The organism is Sinorhizobium sp. Y406, from assembly GCF_058732025.1.
This window is the reverse complement of the sequence record NZ_CM178974.1, coordinates 435,730-453,768: the sequence shown is the minus strand read 5'-3', so window position 1 is coordinate 453,768 and position 18,039 is coordinate 435,730. Positions and strand designations below refer to the sequence as shown.

17 protein-coding genes are annotated in these 18,039 nt (G+C 61.9%); 6 read left to right on the top strand and 11 right to left on the bottom strand.

The features are described 5' to 3' along the window. The first annotated feature begins 140 nt into the window (after window positions 1-140). On the top strand, window positions 141-791 hold the full coding sequence (gene rnhB / locus AC4P1R_RS02150) for a ribonuclease HII (RefSeq protein ID WP_069460347.1): 651 nt from the start codon (window positions 141-143) through the stop codon (window positions 789-791). 392 nt (window positions 792-1,183) lie between these two features. Here rnhB and AC4P1R_RS02145 read toward each other — a convergent pair whose 3' ends face one another. The 11 genes from AC4P1R_RS02145 to AC4P1R_RS02095 all read right to left on the bottom strand — a co-directional run bounded on the left by AC4P1R_RS02145 (window position 1,184) and on the right by AC4P1R_RS02095 (window position 12,674). Continuing rightward, on the bottom strand, window positions 1,184-1,669 hold the full coding sequence (locus tag AC4P1R_RS02145) for a F0F1 ATP synthase subunit B (RefSeq protein WP_069460346.1): 486 nt from the start codon (window positions 1,667-1,669) through the stop codon (window positions 1,184-1,186). A 13-nt stretch (window positions 1,670-1,682) separates the two neighbouring features. Next, a complete protein-coding gene (locus AC4P1R_RS02140; RefSeq protein WP_069460345.1) occupies window positions 1,683-2,297 on the bottom strand; it encodes a F0F1 ATP synthase subunit B in 615 nt (204 codons plus the stop codon). Between the two features lie 72 nt (window positions 2,298-2,369). Then, on the bottom strand, window positions 2,370-2,597 hold the full coding sequence (locus tag AC4P1R_RS02135) for a F0F1 ATP synthase subunit C (protein WP_012707029.1): 228 nt from the start codon (window positions 2,595-2,597) through the stop codon (window positions 2,370-2,372). An 84-nt stretch (window positions 2,598-2,681) separates the two neighbouring features. Continuing rightward, window positions 2,682-3,434, bottom strand: a complete 753-nt coding sequence (locus tag AC4P1R_RS02130) for a F0F1 ATP synthase subunit A (protein WP_069460344.1) — start codon at window positions 3,432-3,434, stop codon at window positions 2,682-2,684. 60 nt (window positions 3,435-3,494) lie between these two features. After that, window positions 3,495-3,848 carry an AtpZ/AtpI family protein gene (locus AC4P1R_RS02125; RefSeq protein WP_069460343.1) on the bottom strand — a complete coding sequence of 118 codons (354 nt, stop codon included), beginning with the start codon at window positions 3,846-3,848 and terminating at the stop codon, window positions 3,495-3,497. 384 nt (window positions 3,849-4,232) lie between these two features. Beyond that, a complete protein-coding gene (locus AC4P1R_RS02120; protein WP_083265419.1) occupies window positions 4,233-5,375 on the bottom strand; it encodes a cell wall hydrolase in 1,143 nt (380 codons plus the stop codon). Window positions 5,376-5,621: 246 nt separating this feature from the next. Further along, the gene (locus tag AC4P1R_RS02115) at window positions 5,622-7,523 is read right to left on the bottom strand and encodes a potassium transporter Kup (RefSeq protein WP_273360210.1); all 1,902 of its coding nucleotides are present in this window, start codon (window positions 7,521-7,523) and stop codon (window positions 5,622-5,624) included. A gap of 597 nt (window positions 7,524-8,120) precedes the next feature. Continuing rightward, on the bottom strand, window positions 8,121-9,278 hold the full coding sequence (locus tag AC4P1R_RS02110) for an Mrp/NBP35 family ATP-binding protein (RefSeq protein ID WP_273360208.1): 1,158 nt from the start codon (window positions 9,276-9,278) through the stop codon (window positions 8,121-8,123). Between the two features lie 501 nt (window positions 9,279-9,779). After that, the gene (locus AC4P1R_RS02105) at window positions 9,780-10,535 is read right to left on the bottom strand and encodes a LuxR family transcriptional regulator (RefSeq protein ID WP_083265418.1); all 756 of its coding nucleotides are present in this window, start codon (window positions 10,533-10,535) and stop codon (window positions 9,780-9,782) included. 234 nt (window positions 10,536-10,769) lie between these two features. Next, a complete protein-coding gene (locus AC4P1R_RS02100; protein WP_069460336.1) occupies window positions 10,770-11,510 on the bottom strand; it encodes a helix-turn-helix transcriptional regulator in 741 nt (246 codons plus the stop codon). A gap of 351 nt (window positions 11,511-11,861) precedes the next feature. After that, entirely contained in the window at window positions 11,862-12,674 is an 813-nt protein-coding gene (locus AC4P1R_RS02095; protein ID WP_069460335.1) for an IclR family transcriptional regulator, read from the bottom strand. Window positions 12,675-12,800: 126 nt separating this feature from the next. Between AC4P1R_RS02095 and AC4P1R_RS02090 the strand changes: the two genes are divergently transcribed. From AC4P1R_RS02090 to AC4P1R_RS02070, 5 genes are all read left to right on the top strand, one after another. Continuing rightward, window positions 12,801-13,571, top strand: coding sequence for an SDR family NAD(P)-dependent oxidoreductase (locus AC4P1R_RS02090; protein ID WP_069460334.1), 771 nt, complete (start codon window positions 12,801-12,803; stop codon window positions 13,569-13,571). After that, on the top strand, window positions 13,568-14,488 hold the full coding sequence (locus AC4P1R_RS02085) for a 2-dehydro-3-deoxygalactonokinase (RefSeq protein WP_069460333.1): 921 nt from the start codon (window positions 13,568-13,570) through the stop codon (window positions 14,486-14,488). Before AC4P1R_RS02090 ends, AC4P1R_RS02085 begins: the two co-directional genes overlap by 4 nt. A gap of 13 nt (window positions 14,489-14,501) precedes the next feature. Further along, window positions 14,502-15,140, top strand: coding sequence for a 2-dehydro-3-deoxy-6-phosphogalactonate aldolase (locus tag AC4P1R_RS02080; RefSeq protein ID WP_069460332.1), 639 nt, complete (start codon window positions 14,502-14,504; stop codon window positions 15,138-15,140). Then, a complete protein-coding gene (locus tag AC4P1R_RS02075; protein ID WP_069460331.1) occupies window positions 15,137-16,021 on the top strand; it encodes an SMP-30/gluconolactonase/LRE family protein in 885 nt (294 codons plus the stop codon). The genes AC4P1R_RS02080 and AC4P1R_RS02075 overlap by 4 nt, the downstream gene beginning before the upstream one ends. Window positions 16,022-16,156: 135 nt before the next feature. Beyond that, complete coding sequence (locus tag AC4P1R_RS02070) at window positions 16,157-17,881, top strand: IlvD/Edd family dehydratase (RefSeq protein ID WP_069460330.1); 1,725 nt, start codon at window positions 16,157-16,159, stop codon at window positions 17,879-17,881. Window positions 17,882-18,039: the final 158 nt, after the last annotated feature.

Here is an 18,039-nt window from a genome sequence, read left to right as displayed (position 1 = left end):
CATGGCGCCTTGAGCGCCGACAGGATTTCAGCTCCGGCGTCCTCCCCGCCTCAGGACGACGCCGGCTTTCCTCCCGGTCACCGCCGCACTCGTACCGGGGGGCTTGAAGGGAATCGGGCGAATATGCGAGGGTCCCCCGCATGTCACGTCGCAACCCGCCCGATTCCCTCCTTTTCCCTCTCCAACCGGTGATCCCGGATTTCGCTCTCGAACTGACGGCAAGGCGGGACGGCTTCTGGCCCGTTGCCGGTGCCGATGAAGTCGGCCGCGGGCCGCTCGCTGGCCCGGTGGTCGCCGCCGCAGTCATCCTTGATCCCGATGCCGTCCCTGACGGTCTCAACGACAGCAAGCTCCTGAGCGCCGAACAACGCGAAATGCTGTTCGACCAGATCATGGCGACGGCCACGGTTTCGATCGCGTCATCCTCGGCGAGACACATCGACACCAGCGATATTCTCAAGGCCAGCCTCGATGCCATGCGCCGGGCGATTTTCGGCCTGGCGACGGCGGCCCGCTTTGTCCTGATTGATGGGCGCGATGTGCCTCCGGGTCTCGCCTGTCAAGCAAAGGCGATCGTCAAGGGCGACTCGCGGTCGGCTTCAATTGCTGCCGCCTCGATCGTCGCCAAGGTCACGCGCGACCGCATGATGGCGCGCGCCGATTCTACCTTTCCCGCCTATGGCTTTGCCCTGCATGCGGGCTATGCGACAGTGAAGCATCGCACCGCTATCGACAGCCATGGTCCGTGCTCGCTGCACCGCATGAGCTTCCGCCCCTTCCGGCAGGTCTGAGACCAAGCGACGTCCTCACAACCGATCTTCCGAGAAGGGCCGGCAAGAAGGTTCTCGATCCGGGATCTGTCGACGGCGACGTAAGTTCGCTGCAGCAGAGGCAATACCGCCCAGGGATATTGTGGCTTGCGGAGACAGAGCGATCTTCAACTGGCATCATTGCCGACTGCCATCTGCCGCGGGCTCGGGCCGTTCAATGTGCAACAGTGGAAGGTGGACTTGGCGCACCATAGGTTTCGGGCGGCCCGAGGAAGTTCAATTCCGATATTCGCGATCGAAATAAACACGTCTCGATTGCGCATGACCAATGTCGGCAATGCCCAGCGTAGGTGACATCCGACAAAAAAGCCCCGCCGAAGCGGGGCTCTCCCGTTTAGCGTTTTGGAGCGATCTCAGTTGAGGCGCGATTTGACCTCGCCGAGGGCCTTCCTGAAGAGCGCTTCCTGTGCGCCGGCATCGGCCTTCGCCATCAGAACCTTCTCCGCGGCGCTGATCGCTAGGTCGACGGCGGCCGCGCGAACCGCGTTGATCGCGTCGCTCTCGGCCTGCTTTATCTTCTGCTCGGAAAGTGCCGTGCGGCGCGCCACGTATTCCTCGGTCTTCTGCCTGGCTTCCGCCGTCAGCATCTCCGCCTCGCGCTGCGCCGCGGCAACGATGCTGGCCGCTTCGGCCTCGGCGTCCTTGCGCTTGCGCTGGTATTCGGCGACGAGACCCTGCGCCTCTTCGCGCAGTCGCTTGGCTTCCGCCAACTCATTGCTGATCTTGTCGGCGCGGGTATCGAGTGCGCCGGCGACCATGCCCGGAACTTTAAGATAGACGATGAGTGCCAGGAAAAGGATCAGGCCAACAAAGGCATAGAAAGTCGCATCAAGAGCCATAATTACCTGCTCCTCAGTTGCCCGCAGACGCCTTGACGGCGGCGGAAATCTCGGCCTTGGTGACGGTTCCGCCGATCAGTTGCGTAACGACGGCAGTTGCCGTCTCTTCGGCGATCGCACCAACGTCGGAAAGCGCCTTGGCCTTGATGTCGGCGATGCGCGTCTCGGCGGCAGCGATCTTCTTCGCGAGATCGGCCTCGACCGCAACACGGTCGGCACTCGCCTTGTTCTTGGCCGCTTCGCGGGCGGTATCTGCAATCGAATGGCCCTTGGCCCTCGCGTCGGACAATTCCTGCTCATATGCCGCAATGGCGGCATCGGCTTCGCCTTTCAGGCGGGACGCCTCGTCGAGATCCTGCGCAATCCGGTCATGCCGCGTCTCGAGAATTCCACCAATGCGGGGAATGATGACCTTCGACATGAGGAGATAGAAAAGTCCGAACGTGATCGCAAGCCAAAGCAGCTGCGATGCGAAATGGCTCGAATCGAAAGGCGGGAACACGCCGGAGCCATGCTCGCCTTCGTGGGCCACACCCGTTTCGGTGTGCACCTCACCGGCAGCAGCGGCATCGTGCGCTTCGGCGCCTTCGGTGGTGGTTGACTGGGCATAGGCCGCTGTCACAAACATGCTCACCTCCAGGTGCACTTCTAGATATGCGCAGCCGCGGCCCTAGGACCGCGGCCAAAGCTCTAGCCGGAATTAGACGGCGAAGAGGAGGAGAAGAGCTACGAGCAGCGAGAAGATGCCCAGAGCTTCCGTAACGGCGAAGCCGAATACGAGGCGACCGAACTGGCCGTCAGCAGCCGACGGATTGCGCAGAGCGCCGGACAGATAGCTGCCGAAGATGTTGCCAAGACCGAGAGCCGTACCGGCCATACCAAGGCATGCAAGACCTGCGCCGATGAACTTTGCTGCTTCCGCTTCCATGATTGAACTCCTTCGAAATGATGTTGCGGCTTTGGATTTGCGCTTCCGGCCGTTGCCCGCCCGGAAGCCAGCGACTGTTATTCCTTAGTGGCTTCCGGGATGGACAGCGTCGTTGAGGTACATGCAAGTCAGCACCGCAAAGACATAGGCCTGAAGGAAGGCAACCAGGAATTCAAGACCGGTGAGAGCTACGGTCATGAGGAGCGGCAGGATCGCGCCACCGATGCCGAGCGCACCGAGAGCGCTGAGCGAGGCGACGAAGCCTGCGAAGACCTTCAACGTGATGTGGCCGGCCAGCATGTTGGCGAAGAGACGGACCGATAGGCTGATGGGACGGGAGAGGAACGATATGACTTCGATCGAGACCACCAGCGGCAGAAGAGCGCCCGGCACACCGTGCGGCACGAAAAGTTGCAGAAAACCCAGACCGTGCCTGTAGAAGCCGTAGACGATCACCGTGCCGACAACAAACATGGCAAGAGCGAAGGTAACGATGATCTGGCTGGTGACGGTGAAGAAATAGGGAAACATTCCGAGCAGGTTCGCCGTCAGGACGAACATGAACAGCGAGAAGACCATCGGGAAGAATTTCATCCCGTGACTGCCGGCACCCTCGCGAAGCATCGACGCGATGAACTCGTAGGACATCTCCGATACCGACTGCATGCGCGTCGGAATCAGGCCGCGCTGCGAGGTGGTGAGGTAGAGAAAGCCCGCAGCAGCGCCGACGGTCGCAACCATGAACAACGATGCATTGGTGAAGGAAAAGTCAATTCCGCCAATCTCGATCGGGACAATCTTGTTGACCAGGAACTGGTGGGTCGGATCGTTTGACACCGCGCTTCTCTTTCGTTCTGCCCGCCCGCAAGCGGAAACCGTGCTCTTCCAGACGGCGCCTCAGGCGCCGTCCCCGTCCTTTTTTTCATTCCCAGGCCCATGCTGGTCGGGCTTAGCCACCAGACCGGCAGAGCGCAGCACGTTCAATATGCCAGCACAGAACCCGAGCAGCAGGAGGACGATCATGCCCCACGGCCCTGTACCCGCAAAATGGTCCAGAAGATAGCCCAGAAACGCCCCGACAACGATGCCGGCGATGAATTCGCTCGAAAGCTTCATCGCCTCGGCATAGCCCTTGCGGCTTTCCGCGCTGCGCATCTCCGCCTTGTCCGAGGGATCCGTCCGCCTGGACGCGAGGTCCTCGCCAAGACGCTTCAGCCGCGCCTCCAAACTCTCTTCCGGCTTCTCCGTCACGTGGCTCCCCTTGCAGCCTCACGCGGTCTAAACGCGATCACGGTCATACAAACGGCCGGCAACCATGCCACGTTCGGCCCCTTTTGAAGTCGCGCGCAACATAGTTTTAGGCTTCCGCATAGTCAAGGCATGGAAGAGTATTGAGGGTGGACAATATTTTCTAGGCTTTTCAATTAGTTAGCTGTATTTTGGAATGCCTGCGGCAAAGCGGCGCTGGGAATTGTCGCCGTTCGGGGGTCTTGGTCGCAACGGAGCACCGAGCGCCGCGCGTCCTGACGGACGCGACAGGTCACCCTCACACTTTGAATCGCTGCGAGCCTTTGTCCTTGAGCCCCGATCTCTGGAGACGGCCAGCAGGCTGGCGTCCGCGATCTCGCGAATCAATCAGCTCCAGCCGCCGCCATAGGTCCGGTAGAAGATGTGCAGACCGATGCGGCCGACGCGCTTCATCGTCTTGGCCCAGGCGGGGTTCACATAGGTGGCATGGTAGTGCGTTGCGGAGCCGACTTCCGGCAACCAGATCTTGCCCGCGGTCACGGCCATGGCCACTTCCCTGGCTGCCTTCCAGTGAGAGCGCGAATAGATCAGATCTCGGATCATGTCGCAGGCGAAGGAAAACTGGCAACGGTTGCGCCAGTTCTTGTTCTGGTAGACCACACCGCAGATGCTCTTCGGATAGGTGGGGTTGCGGACGCGGTTGAGGATCACCTGGCCGACCGCCGCTTGCCCCTTCAGCGGCTCGCTGCGGGCCTCGAAATAAATGGCTTCTGCCAGGCAGGTCTGTTCGTCCTTGCTGAAGACGGTCGGCGGCAGGGCCGTCGCTGCCCAGGCATGATCATCCGGGGCTATGTCCGGGATGAAGCGCCCGCCGTGTGCGTCGTCGCTCAGAATCGAATCGAAGGGCGATTCGCGTGCATAGTCCGGGTCGGTCCGGACGTAAGCGGTGGCGAGAATATCGGCCTTGTCGTTCGTCACCAGCTTGGCGAGCATCGGCGAAACGCCCGGATCGGGCTTCGGCGGCATCTTCCGGTAGAAGGCCGTGGCAATCTCGATCTCCTTGCCCTTGATCTTCGGCTTAGCGAAGACCATTCTCTCCGCACCGTCGAATTGGGGCTCGACCAGCGAGCTTGTGCGCTGAAGGATCGATCCGGCGCTGAAGTCCTTCGGCGGCGTCACGGGGCTGACGGCAACGACGCGGCCCTTCTTCAACTTCCGGGTGACGCGATCCTCATCGGGCGTTCCTTCCTGCCGCTTTGATTCCGCCGTCAGTGCCACGCGGCTGCCATCGGCCAGCGTGATGCCCGCACCTCCGTCGAGAGCGCCGGTCGTGACCGGATCGGAGAATATCATCTCGGCCTGGTGCACCGAGCCCGCTGGCGACCGCGTCATGTACATGCGCCAGCGCTCGCCGCCGCGATTGATACCGGCCAGGAAAGTGGCGAGATCCGAATAGGCAGCGGCCGAGGGAAAGCAGAGGAAAATCGCAAGCCCGAAGATAGCCGGGGCGCGCCAGGCCGGGAAGGACATGCGAAACTTGCGGCTCGACTGTCGACTCTCACGCACCGTACGGCTCCACGCAACTCTCACTCGGGCGCGCGTTCTCGCAAGCCGGCCGGAGGCCGACGGCACGATTCCACGCGGGGACGCTAAAGTTTCGAAGCGATCGGACGGCTGGCCGGGACCGCTTCCTTCGAGCCTTGAAGTTGAAGCATTAACCTTGATGTTTGGTTAATGCAGTCGGTCCGGATGGGACACTCGCTTCGGCAAGAGCGATCAAATGATCACTTGCGAACCGAGTTCGACGACGCGGTTCGTCGGCAGGCGGAAATAGTCCGAGGGATCGATGGCCGCATTGGCGAGGGCAATGAACAGCCGGTCCTGCCAATACGGCATCCCGGATTCAGCGTCCGGCACGAGCTTGCGGCGGCCGAGGTAGAAGGACGTGGACATGATGTCGAACTTGATGCCAGACTTGCGGAAGAGGCCCAGCGCCTGCGAGACGTTCTGAGTCTCCATGAAGCCGAACTTCATCTCGAGCAGAGTAAAGCGCTCCGACAATTGCCGAACGTTGACGCGTTCCTCCTTGGGTACTCTTGGTGTGTTGGCCGTGCGCACGGTCAATATGAAGTTCTGCTGATGCAGCACATGATTGTGCTTCAAGTTGTGCAAAAGCGCCGCGGGCGTGGAGCCCGGATCGCTCGTCAGGAAGATTGCTGTGCCCGGTACGGAGACCGGCGCGTGTTCACTCTTGCGCTCGAGCGATTTGATGAAGGTGGCCAAGGGGACCTCGATATGGCGCGTCTTGGCGTGCAGGATCTCGGTGCCGCGTTTCCAGGTCCACATGATCACGATGAACGTCGCAGCGATCATGATCGGCACATAACCGCCGTCGCCAATCTTGAGCAGATTGGCGCCGAGGAAGGTGAACTCCAGCGCAAAGAGCGGCAACAGGGCAGTCGCCGCCGCCAAGGCAGACCAATTCCAACGGACACGCAGGAACTCGAAGGCCAGGAACGACGTCACGACCATGGCGCCGGTCACGGATATTCCATAGGCGGTGGCGAGTGCCTCGGACGAGCCGAAGAGGAAGACCAACGCCAGGACGCCGAACATCAAGAGCGAATTGACACTGGGCAGGTAGATCTGCCCCGTGTGGGTCTCTGACGTGTGGAAGATCGCCATGCGGGGCAGGAAGCCGAGATGGATGGCCTGGCGTGCCAGCGAAAAGGCTCCGGTGATCACCGCCTGGCTGGCGATGATGGTTGCCGCGGTCGCGAGGATGACGACGGGAAGCAGCGCCCATTTCGGAAACATCAGGAAGAACGGGTCGGACATTGCCTGGGGGTAATGGAGGATAAAGGCGCCCTGCCCGAGATAATTCAAGGTGAGTGCGGGAAAGACGACACTAAACCAGGCCCACTGGATCGGCCGGCGGCCGAAATGGCCAAGATCGGCGTAAAGCGCCTCTGCGCCCGTCACCGTCAGGAAGACGGCCCCCAGCACGACAATGCCGACAAATCCTTCATTGATCATGAAGGTAGCCGCGTAAAGCGGATTAAAGGCGGCGAAAATCGAAAGATCGTCGGCGATGTGCACAAGGCCGATCGCGCCCATGACCACGAACCAGACGAGCGTGATCGGCCCAAAGAAACTCGAGACCGCTCCGGTCCCATGCGATTGCACGGCGAACAGGACCACCAGGATCACGACCGCAATCGGCAGCACGTATTCGGTTAGCGCCGGCGTCACGAGCTTCAGACCTTCGACGGCGGAGAGAACCGAAAGCGCCGGCGTGATCATTGCGTCACCGATGAAAAGTGCCGCGCCCGCGATCCCCATGAAGAAGAGGGCCGCCCTGTGGCCGGTCGCGGTCTTCATGAGCAATGCCAGCAGCGAGAGCGTCCCGCCCTCTCCGTCATTGTCCGCCCTGAGCAGGAAGAGCACATATTTGATCGTCACGATGATGGTCAACGACCAGATCATCAAGGAGATGAGGCCGATGATCTCCACACCGGTGACACCATCATGCGCGACGGGACGCAGCGCCTCGCGAAAGGCGTAAAGCGGGCTCGTGCCGATGTCGCCATAGACGACGCCGATGGATCCGAGTGCGAGCGCGAGCAGTCGGCGCATATTTTCGGATCTGGACACGGAAGGCGCGGACAATTCAGACATGGGCGATGAACGGGCTCCTACAGCGCCGCGCGTCTATCAGACGCGCAAAGGACGCTGTAGCGCTTTGAATTGCTGCATGTCTTCGTCCTTGAATCGAGGTCGATTCAAGGAGACATGCAGTAGAGCCAGCCTTTCCACCGATAGAACAGGGAAACATTGCAGGAAGCGACCACGCGGTTCGACGTGTCTTGCGTTTGCGTAGTGATCCCGGCGGTTCCACCGTCGCGAGCGCGACGGCCTTTCCGCAGGCGCAATATCCTGTGAGCATAGAGCCGCCTCTTCGATGCGGCCGACCAGACCAACCAAATGGGATCGGGCCGATCAGCCACCACGACCTTCACAACGCCGATGCACCCGTAAAAACCGCCGCCGCGGCGCTCGGCGGAATGCCGCAAAGAATGTCTCCAGCGACCGGTGCCGTACCAACTGCCCTCGCGGGCAGCGGCAAGGCATATGACGCAATACCAGCGCAAAATCAACGATGATTTGCTGCGCCGCAGTACTCCCCCATCGCGAGAGACGGACGACCGGGCCGTTCTGCAACCGTAAAAGTTTTTCTAAATCAAGGCGTTGAGCGGCGCCGCGCGCCAAGGCTCCCTATTCAAAAACTATGTTCGGCATGGCGCGGCTCTGGTCCTGCCGCGCCAATGATACCTGCTCCCAGGTCTTTGCAGCAATGTCGCGGTAGATGCGGGCGACCTCGCCGTCCGGCTCGGACGCCACCAGCGGCGTTCCGGCATCGGAGGTTTCGCGGATGCCCATGGTCAGGGGAACCTCCCCTAGAAAAGGCACGCCGATGCGTTCGGCTTCCTTGCGTGCACCGCCATGGCCGAAAATATCGTAACGTTTGCCGGTGTCGGGAGCGATGAAATAGCTCATATTCTCGACGATGCCGAGCACCGGAACCTCGACCTTGCGGAACATGGCCAGTCCCTTGCGGGCATCAACGAGCGCAAGGTCCTGGGGGGTCGAGACGATGACGGCTCCGGCAAGCGGCACTTGCTGCGCCATGGTCAGTTGCGCGTCGCCGGTGCCGGGCGGCATGTCGACGACGAGCACGTCGAGTTCGCCCCAGGCGACTTCCCGCAACATCTGCAAGAGCGCGGACTGGATCATCGGCCCGCGCCAGATCATCGCGACCTCCTCATCGACGAGGAAGCCCATCGACATCACCTTGAGCCCGTAGTTTTCCATCGGCCGGATGAGCCGGCCCTCAATCTGCTGCGGCCGCCCGGAAATCTTCAAGAGGCGCGGCATCGACGGGCCGTAGATATCGGCATCGAGCAGGCCGACCTCGAGGCCATTCGCCTTGAGCGCCAAGGCGAGGTTCACCGAGGTCGTCGACTTGCCGACACCGCCCTTGCCCGATGCAACGGCAATGATAGCGCCGACGCCGGGAATTCCCGGCTTCGCCGGCGTTCCGCTCGCTGGCCGATGACCATGCGGCTGTCCGGACGGGGCCGCCGGTCGTGGCCGCTCGACGGGTGCAGCCTTCGGGGCCGCCTTGCGATCGGCAGTCAGCGCGACCATTGCGGCCTTCACGCCCGGGATTTCGCGCACCACCCGTTCGGCGGCGACGCGCATAGGTTCGAGTTCCTTTGCCCGCTCTGCCGGCACGGTGATAGAGAAATAAGCCTTGCCGTTCGAGATGAAGACATCGGAGACAAGGCCGAGGTCGACGATGTTGCCCTCCATGTCGGGACCGCGAACGCTCCGCAGCTTTTCAAGAATCATTTCCCTGGTTACGTCCGGCATGTCGCCCTCTCGTCTCTTCCTGGCGAACAGCGCGGCGCCCGACGGGCGCAAAGGCCGCTGTAACGCTTTGAACTCCTGCACAATTTATCCCCAAATCGAAGTCGATTTAAGGACCATGCAACAGATAGTCGAGGCGAGGCGCTTCGCCAATCGCGAGAGGCAACAAAATGGGGCCGCCAGTCGAGCGCCTTGCGTCCGTACATCCGGAATCACAGGCGATCAGCGGCGGCCCCGTCTTCGCAACCTTCCTGGGCGCTGTCTTATTATGGTCCCCTCTGGACACGACAATGAGAATGCAGGATGCGTGCCAGTTTTATCTGGACACAAGAGACGTAATCATTTCAAAGCGTTAACACAGATTCGCCGCAAGAAAATGGAAGGCTCTGCGCTTAAATTCCAGGCATGCGCACCGTTTAGGCACAACTTTCGCGCAATTGAGCAGCGTTCACACCAGAGCCGTTGCGTGCGGCGTCCCCGGGGAGGCTGCGTCGGAAACCCGCGTCAGCTGATGTAGCCCTTCTTCATCGCCTTAACGACCGCCTGCGTGCGGTTAACGGCGTCGAGCTTCTTGGTAACGTGATTGAGGTAGTGATTGACCGTGTGCTCCGAAAGGCCGAGTATCCCGGCGATCTCCGCACTCGTCTTGCCGGCCGCCGTCCAGCTCAGGCACTGGATTTCCCGCTCGGAAAGTGCCGTGTTGGCGCTCTTCCAAACGGAGCCGATTTCGGCCAGACGATTATAGACGTGGATTGCGATCATCTGCAGTTCCATCGTCGCCGTCATCGGCAGATCCAGGTCCGGCCCCATGAAGATAACCGCGCCGCGACCGCCCTCGGCATCGTGCACGGGAAAATAATTGGCCTGATAGATGCCATTCTCGCGTAGCATGGCAATGTAATCTGCGGCCGAATCCGGCTTGCCGCTCTCCCGCTCCCACTCCTCCAGCGTGACCTCGAATGGCGTCGTCGTCTCCCGCAAACGTCGCACGCCCGTGCTGAAGCGCAGCATCGAGAGGCTGTCATATTTGTTGAGCAACTCGGCCGGCATATTGGAGATCACCATGGCAGCGGACAGCCGCTCCATGTCGATGGCGGGAATCGAGCAAATGAGGAATGTCTTGAAACCGAAGATCTGCGTGATCCGCCGCATATAGCGGATGATGTCAAACTGGGTCTCAAGCCTTGCGATTTCGGGCGCGAAATCGCCGCCCCGGGGCAGATCGATGTCACGCATCCCGGTCGTCATTGTGTCTTGCATTCGCGCGTTCCATGACAATCATCAATTATCAAATAGCCCGAGCCCGCGGCCAATGCCAACTGCAGATCTACAATCATCGCCGTTCCCTGGCAAAAGGCTGTGTATTTCGCGATTGCGGCCAAAACATCCCCACTTTTTTCAGGGGGCGCACCGAGACGGCCGCTGGGCCAAGCCCAGGACCTGTCTCTTTTTCCACTCGCGTGGCGAGTCCCGAAAATCCAACAGATAGTGACCCTAGTTGATCAGGCCGGCGCGCATTGCTTTGGCGACCGTCTGGACGCGATTGACCGAGTCCAATTTTCGGGTCGCACGGTTCAGGTAGTGGTTTACCGTATATTCGGACAGCGCCATGATCCGGGCCATCTCGACCGTCGTCTTGCCGGCAGCGGCCCAGCGCAGGCATTCGATCTCGCGCCGGGAGAGGCTGCCCGACCCTCGCCTGTCGCGGCTTCTGACCTCGGTCCACCTGCAATATAGAAATCCGGCCCAGAGATTGAGTGCCTGCAGCTCGTCATTGGAAACGACGGGCCTCTCGCCGCCAAAGGCGATCGCGCCACGATGCCCGGCGGCATCATGGACGGGCAGGTAGACGCCGCGCGGTATGTTGGCTTCTTCGAAGACGCTGACAGCGGCATCGCCCTTGCCGTCCAGCCGCCTGCGCGCCAGCTCATGCGCATCGTAAGTGAAGGGAATCGTGCTGCGCCGCAGCTTCTGGACGACGGGGCTGCCGTCCATCAGGCGAGCGTCGTCATAGCGTCGGAAGAATTCCGACGGCCACGTCGTCAGCTGTGCCTGCGCGGCAAGGCTGCGGCATCCCCGTTCCGGAATGCCCAACACCGTGAAGCCTCGGAAACCATAGGCATCAGATATCAGGCCGAGAACGCGCTTGACTTCATCTTCGCTGTCGAGCGATCCGACCACGGAACGCCCATTCGGGAGCATCAGTGAGGAAATATCAGCGTTGAAATCAATCATCTTCCGCTCTCCTCCCGCACCTGCACCCCGTAGGGACTGCTGAATGTCTTCGCCATCATGACCTTCTGTCGAAACTGCCGGCTTCATCCATCGAAACCGATCTCGAGGAAACAGGTCGTCATAAAAGGCACCAGGACCTGCGGTCCGCAAACGGCGCCCACACGACGGTGCAACCCCCCGTAGAAACGGACTGACCGGAAGCTAACGGTCTCCTGCCGTCTCGTCCAGTTGAAACTTCTAATTTACCGTAAAGCAATTGCCAGCCAGACCTTCGTGGGATACGCTGGGTCCTTGCAAATTGCGGGTCGCAGGGCCCGACCTGAAGACCATGTGCGTTTCTGCGAAATCTGCTCAGCGCTCGCCGCGGCCAGGGCCGAGCCGAATCCTGACCTCCTCTTCGATTTGTGCCGCAGCCTTGCGCACATCCTTCGCCCAGATTGCCAACTGTGCCATGCTGACGCGATAGGAAGGACCCGTCACCGAAACACCAGCAACCAGATCGTGCTCCGGAACGGCGATCGGCGCGGCCACGCAGCAGATTTCCCCCTCGTGCTCCTCTCGGTCGAAGGCATGGCCGTCGCGGCGAATTTCCTCGATTTCGGCAAGCAAGGCAGCGGCCGAACGATGGGTGCGTGCGGTGAACGGGCGGAACTCCATCCGCGCGGCTATTCGCCTGAGTTCGTCTGGAGGGAGCGAGGAAAGTGCCGCCTTGCCGACGCCGGTACAATAGGCCGGCGAGGCTTTGCCGATCTGGGAACTCATGCGCACTGTCTGGCGGCTTTCGACCTTGTCGACATAGATGATCTCCGTTTCCTGGAGCACGCCGAGATGAACCGTCTCGCCGGTCAGGTCGTGCAGGCGCAGGAGATAGGGTTCCGCGATGTCGCGGAAGCGACTGCCGGACCAGGAACGATAGGCAAGCTTCAGCAGGCGAAGCCCGGGCTCGTAGGACAGATCTTGCCGCTGCACCAGCAGTCCCTCATCGACCAAGTGGCCGAGCAGCCGGTGCAAAGTCCCGCGCGGTTGGCCCACCAATTGAAGGACGTCGGTGAAGCGTTGCGGTCGATCGGCCATCGCTACGGCCTCGAGCACAGCCAAGGCCTTCCCGAGCGTACCAGTCCCGGCACCCTGCTTTTCCGGATTGTCCAGTTTGCTCCGGTCCATTCCACTCGCTTTCCGCCATCGCGTCACCTTGACAGGTTAAAGCCAGTGGCGCGATAATTCCAGAAAATAAAATGCTGTTCCATATAGTGGAACAGTTACCAACCCGCTACCAGGAGACCCTGCCCCATGAGCTTGCCGAGCGGCCAGTTTCCCGACCTGCGCGATCGCGGCGTGCTGGTCACCGGTGGCGGGTCCGGCATCGGCGCCGCGCTCGTGAAAGGCTTCCTGCGCCAAGGCGCGCGCGTGGCATTCATCGATATAGCCGAAGAACAGAGCCGTGCGCTTTGCGACAAGCTTACCCCCGAAACGGGGACCCGGCCGGAATATATCGCCGCAGACCTGCGCCACATCGAGGCGGTCAAAAGGGCAGTGGCCGCCGCCGTCGCAGCCCTCGGCCCGATCAGTGTGCTCGTCAACAACGCCGCGCGCGACGACCGCCAGGCCCTCGAAGACGTCACCGAGGAAAGCTGGAACGAAAGCCTGTCCGTCAACCTCAGCCATCTCTTCTTCGTAAGCCAGGCTGTGGCCCCCCATATGCGACAGGCGGGCGGCGGATCGATCATCAACTTCTCGTCGATCGCATTCATGCTGAACATGCCTGAAATTCCGGCCTATGCCACGGCGAAGGCCGGAATTGTCGGACTCACGAAGTCGCTCGCGGGAAGGCTCGGCCCGGACAAGATCCGCGTCAATGCCGTTCTGCCCGGCATGATCGTCACGGAACGGCAAAAACGGCTATGGCTCGATGACGAGTCGATCGCACGGATGCAGGGGCGGCAATGCCTGAAGCGCATGTTGACCGCCGAGGACCTGGTCGGGCCCTGCCTCTTCCTGGCGTCCGACTGCTCGGCGGCGATGACGGCGCAGACCATGATTATCGATGGAGGCGTGCTTTGACGAGGCGAGGCTATTACGCCGCGGCGGATTGGGGAACGTCGAGTTTCCGGCTCTGGATCATCGGCGAGGATGGCAGCGTGCTTGCCGAGCGCCGAAGCGGCGAAGGCATGACGACCGCGGCGAAAGCCGGTTTCCATGCTATTCTCGATGCGCACCTTGCCGCCGTCGAGGCGCCCACCCATCTGCCGATCGTCATCTGCGGCATGGCTGGCGCCCGCCAGGGCTGGAAGGAAGCCGGCTATCTTGAAACGCCGGCAAGGCTTGCGGCAATCCCCGGCCAGGCGATCGCCGTCCCGAACGTCGATCGCGACATACGCATTCTTCCGGGCCTCGCCCAGCGTGACAAGCGGCAGCCCGATGTCATGCGCGGTGAGGAAACGCAACTCCTCGGCGCAGCGGACGGTCTCGGCGGCGGCCGCCATCTCGTCTGTATGCCCGGCACCCACAGCAAATGGGTCCGGCTCTCCGGTGAAACGGTCGAGGGCTTCTCCACCTTCATGACCGGCGAGTTGTTCGACGTCATCTCGCATCACACGATCCTGAGCCATGCCATGGGGGAACCCGATGCCGTCGCCGCCGACAGTCCGGCCTTTGCCGATGCGGTGGCGCAGGCGCGGGAGAAGCCGGAATTGGCCACGAACCTGCTCTTTTCCGTCCGGGCGGGCCAGTTGCTCAACAGCCTGAGCGCCGCCGACGCCAGGGCGCGACTGTCGGGCATGCTGATCGGCCTCGAGATTGCCGGAGCGATTACGACCGCCGGTTCCGTGGAGGGCATCTGCCTCGTGGCTTCGGGCCGGCTCGGCGCACTCTATCGTTCGGCGCTGGAAAGCCTGGGCTTTGCGCCGCGCTACGTGGATGCCGACGACGCGGTTCGGCGAGGGCTTTCGGCCGCCGCCCGGTTGATCTGGCCACTCTGACGGAAAGACGAACATGGAACGCATTCTCTTGCCCCCGATGAAACATCCGCTGATCGCCATCCTGCGTGGTTTGAAGCCCGAGGAGACGGAGAGCGTGGTCGGTGCCCTCATCGAAACGGGTTTCACCGCAATCGAAATCCCGCTCAACTCGCCGGACCCGTTCCGCTCGATCGAAACCGCGGTGAAGATGGCGCCGGCCGGGTGCCTGATTGGCGCGGGCACCGTGCTGACGACGGCGCAGGTGGAACAGCTTTTCGACGTCGGCGGTCGGCTGATGGTCAGCCCCAATGTCGAGGCGGCGGTCATTCGTCTCGCTGCGGCCAAAGGCATGGTGACGATGCCCGGCGTTTTCACGCCGACGGAAGCATTGGCAGCGGCAAGTGCGGGCGCGAGCGGGCTGAAATTCTTTCCGGCCAGCGTGCTCGGCCCGGCGGGCATACAGGCGATCAGCGCCGTGCTTCCGAAGGATATCGAGATCGCCGCCGTCGGCGGCGTTTCGGAAGCGAATTTCGCCGAATATGCGAAGGTCGGCATCCGCAGTTTCGGCCTCGGATCGAGCCTCTACAAGCCGGGGATGAGCGCTGGGGAGGTCAGGCAGCGCGCAGCCGCCACGCTGGCAGCCTACGACGCAGTCTACGGGGGCGAGCGATGATCGACCTCATTCCTTTTTCCGGCCGCATCCTCTGCGACTTCGCGTCCGAACTTGGCGAGGGCCCGACCTACGATCCACTCACAGGCACGGCCTGGTGGTTCAACATCAAGGGCCAGGAACTGCACGAGCTCCATGTTGCAAGCGGACGGAACACGATCCACCCCCTGCCCTTTCTCGGCAGTGTACTCGCAACCATCGATCCGGCCCGGCAACTGATCGCATCGGACCAGGGGCTCTTCATCCGTGACACGGCGAGCTATCAGCTCAGTCCGTTCGCGACACTTGAGGACAAGCCGGGCAACCGATCGAATGACGGCCGCGTCCACGCCTGCGGCGCGCTCTGGATCGGCACCATGGGACGGCAGGCCGAGAAGCATGCCGGTGCAATCTACCACGTCGCCGGCAACCGCACTACGAAGCTCTTCAGCAACGTGACGATCCCCAACGCGATCTGCTTTTCACCGGATGGCGCCACCGCCTATTTCGTGGACACGGACGTCAACCATCTGATGCGTGTCGACATCGATCCGGCGACCGCGCTTCCGACGGGCGACCCCATTCTTCTCTCGGACGAGAGCACTGCCCCGGGCGGCGTCGACGGCGCGGTCTGCGATGCCGATGGGCTGATCTGGAATGCTCGCTGGGGTGCTGGCGCGGTCGAGGTCTACAAGCCCGACGGCCAGAAGGTTGCATGCCACGCCGTTCCAACGAGGCAGCCGAGTTGCCCGGCCTTCATCGGCCCGAATGCCGACCGGCTGCTCGTAACCTCTGCATGGCAGGACATGGACGACGCCGCGCGAGCAGCCGACCCCCATGCCGGCAAGACCTTCGAGCTCGGTATTGCGGTCAGGGGCCGCTTTGAGCCGGCTTTCCTGCTCTAGGCAGATACTCTGCTTAGGTTCCTCGTGGGGACACTTTTGCTGAACCAGCTTGCGTCAACAAAAGCTGGCACGGCGCCGAGAAAAAGTCATACAATTGATCCATGGGATTCATCGCCATGGAAAGGGAGTGCTCGGATGAGCGAAAAGATGAAAGAACTAAGAAGCCGCCACTGGTACGGCGGCACACACAAGGATGGTTTCATTCACCGGTCCTGGATGAAGAACCAGGGCTTTCCGGACCATGTCTTCGACGGCCGGCCGATCATCGGCATCTGCAACACCTGGTCCGAGCTTACCCCCTGCAACAGCCATCTGCGCGTCCTCGCCGAGGGTGTGAAGCGCGGCGTCTGGGAGGCCGGCGGTTTCCCGGTGGAGTTTCCCGTCTCCTCGCTCGGCGAGACGCAGATGCGCCCGACGGCGATGCTCTTCCGCAATCTTCTGGCGATGGACGTCGAAGAGGCGATCCGGGCCCATGGCATTGACGGCGTCGTGCTGCTCGGCGGCTGCGACAAGACGACGCCGGGGCAATTGATGGGGGCGGCGTCCGTCGACCTGCCGACGATCGTCGTTTCCTCTGGACCGATGCTCAACGGCAAATGGAAAGGCAAGGACATCGGCTCGGGCACCGACGTCTGGAAATTCTCCGAGGCCGTGCGGGCCGGCGAAATGAGCATGCAGGAATTCATGGCGGCCGAAAGCGGCATGTCACGTTCGCCAGGCGTGTGCATGACGATGGGCACCGCGACGACAATGGCCTCCATCGTCGAAGCCATGGGCCTGTCACTGCCGACCAACGCGGCCCTGCCGGCGGTCGACGCCCGCCGCATGGCACTTGCGCACATGACCGGCAAGCGGATCGTCGAGATGGTGCATGAGGATCTGAGGCTGTCTAAGATCCTGACGACGAAAAACTTCGAAAACGGCATCGTCGCCAACGCCGCCGTCGGCGGCTCGACCAATGCCGTCGTGCATCTGCTGGCAATTGCCGGACGCGCCGGGGTCGACCTCTGTCTCGACGACTTCGATCGCGTCGGCGGTAAGGTGCCCTGCATCGTCAACTGCATGCCGTCGGGCAAGTATCTGATCGAGGACCTTGCCTATGCGGGCGGGCTGCCGGCGGTGATGAACCGAATCCAGCACCTCATGCATGCCGACGCGCCGACGGTGTTCGGTGTGCCGATCAGCAAATACTGGGAAGGCGCGGAGGTCTACAACGACGACGTCATCCGACCGCTCGACAATCCGCTTCGCGCTGCGGCCGGTATCCGTGTCTTGAAAGGCAATCTCGCCCCCAACGGGGCGGTTATCAAGCCCTCGGCGGCAAGCGAGCACCTGCTCTCCCATGAGGGCCCCGCCTTCGTCTTCGAAACGATCGAAGAGCTCAAGGCAAAGATCGACGACCCGGACCTGCCGGTGACGGAGGATACGATCCTGGTGCTGAAGGGCTGCGGCCCCAAGGGCTATCCCGGCATGGCGGAAGTCGGCAACATGCCGATCCCGCGTCGCCTCGTTGAAAAAGGGGTTCGCGACATGGTGCGCATTTCCGACGCGCGCATGTCCGGCACCGCCTTCGGCACCGTGGTCCTGCATGTCAGCCCGGAAGCCAATGCCGGCGGCCCGCTCGCGATCGTCAGAACCGGCGACCGCATTCGCCTCGACGCGATGAAGGGCGAGTTGAACCTCCTGGTGAGCGAAGAGGAATTCGCGGCCCGCATGGCCGCATGGCAACCGCCGGAGCAAAAGTGGCAGCGCGGCTACTATAAGCTCTACTACGACACGGTTCTGCAGGCCGACAAGGGCGCCGACCTCGATTTCCTCGTCGGCATGAGCGGCAGCGATGTGCAACGCGAAAGCCATTGAAGCCTGTCGTAAGGACGGTAACCTGCGACGTAACAGACCGAACCGGGGCGGGCTGCAGCACGCCCCGGTTCGTCCTTGACAAGCGAGCGCCGCCTCCGTGTCTTTTCTGTCATGAGCGCGACAGATGGCAACCACGTGCACGGCTAGTTGGTCGCCGG

Coding starts and splice junctions, on each gene's coding strand:
- AC4P1R_RS02075 (WP_069460331.1), top strand. CDS start 15,137: ATGATCGACCTCATTCCTTTTTCCGGCCGCATCCTCTGCGACTTCGCG.
- AC4P1R_RS02095 (WP_069460335.1), bottom strand. CDS start 12,674: ATGGACCGGAGCAAACTGGACAATCCGGAAAAGCAGGGTGCCGGGACT.
- AC4P1R_RS02110 (WP_273360208.1), bottom strand. CDS start 9,278: ATGCCGGACGTAACCAGGGAAATGATTCTTGAAAAGCTGCGGAGCGTT.
- AC4P1R_RS02120 (WP_083265419.1), bottom strand. CDS start 5,375: ATGTCCTTCCCGGCCTGGCGCGCCCCGGCTATCTTCGGGCTTGCGATT.
- AC4P1R_RS02090 (WP_069460334.1), top strand. CDS start 12,801: ATGAGCTTGCCGAGCGGCCAGTTTCCCGACCTGCGCGATCGCGGCGTG.
- AC4P1R_RS02135 (WP_012707029.1), bottom strand. CDS start 2,597: ATGGAAGCGGAAGCAGCAAAGTTCATCGGCGCAGGTCTTGCATGCCTT.
- AC4P1R_RS02140 (WP_069460345.1), bottom strand. CDS start 2,297: ATGTTTGTGACAGCGGCCTATGCCCAGTCAACCACCACCGAAGGCGCC.
- rnhB (WP_069460347.1), top strand. CDS start 141: ATGTCACGTCGCAACCCGCCCGATTCCCTCCTTTTCCCTCTCCAACCG.
- AC4P1R_RS02100 (WP_069460336.1), bottom strand. CDS start 11,510: ATGATTGATTTCAACGCTGATATTTCCTCACTGATGCTCCCGAATGGG.
- AC4P1R_RS02145 (WP_069460346.1), bottom strand. CDS start 1,669: ATGGCTCTTGATGCGACTTTCTATGCCTTTGTTGGCCTGATCCTTTTC.
- AC4P1R_RS02080 (WP_069460332.1), top strand. CDS start 14,502: ATGGAACGCATTCTCTTGCCCCCGATGAAACATCCGCTGATCGCCATC.
- AC4P1R_RS02070 (WP_069460330.1), top strand. CDS start 16,157: ATGAGCGAAAAGATGAAAGAACTAAGAAGCCGCCACTGGTACGGCGGC.
- AC4P1R_RS02105 (WP_083265418.1), bottom strand. CDS start 10,535: ATGCAAGACACAATGACGACCGGGATGCGTGACATCGATCTGCCCCGG.
- AC4P1R_RS02115 (WP_273360210.1), bottom strand. CDS start 7,523: ATGTCTGAATTGTCCGCGCCTTCCGTGTCCAGATCCGAAAATATGCGC.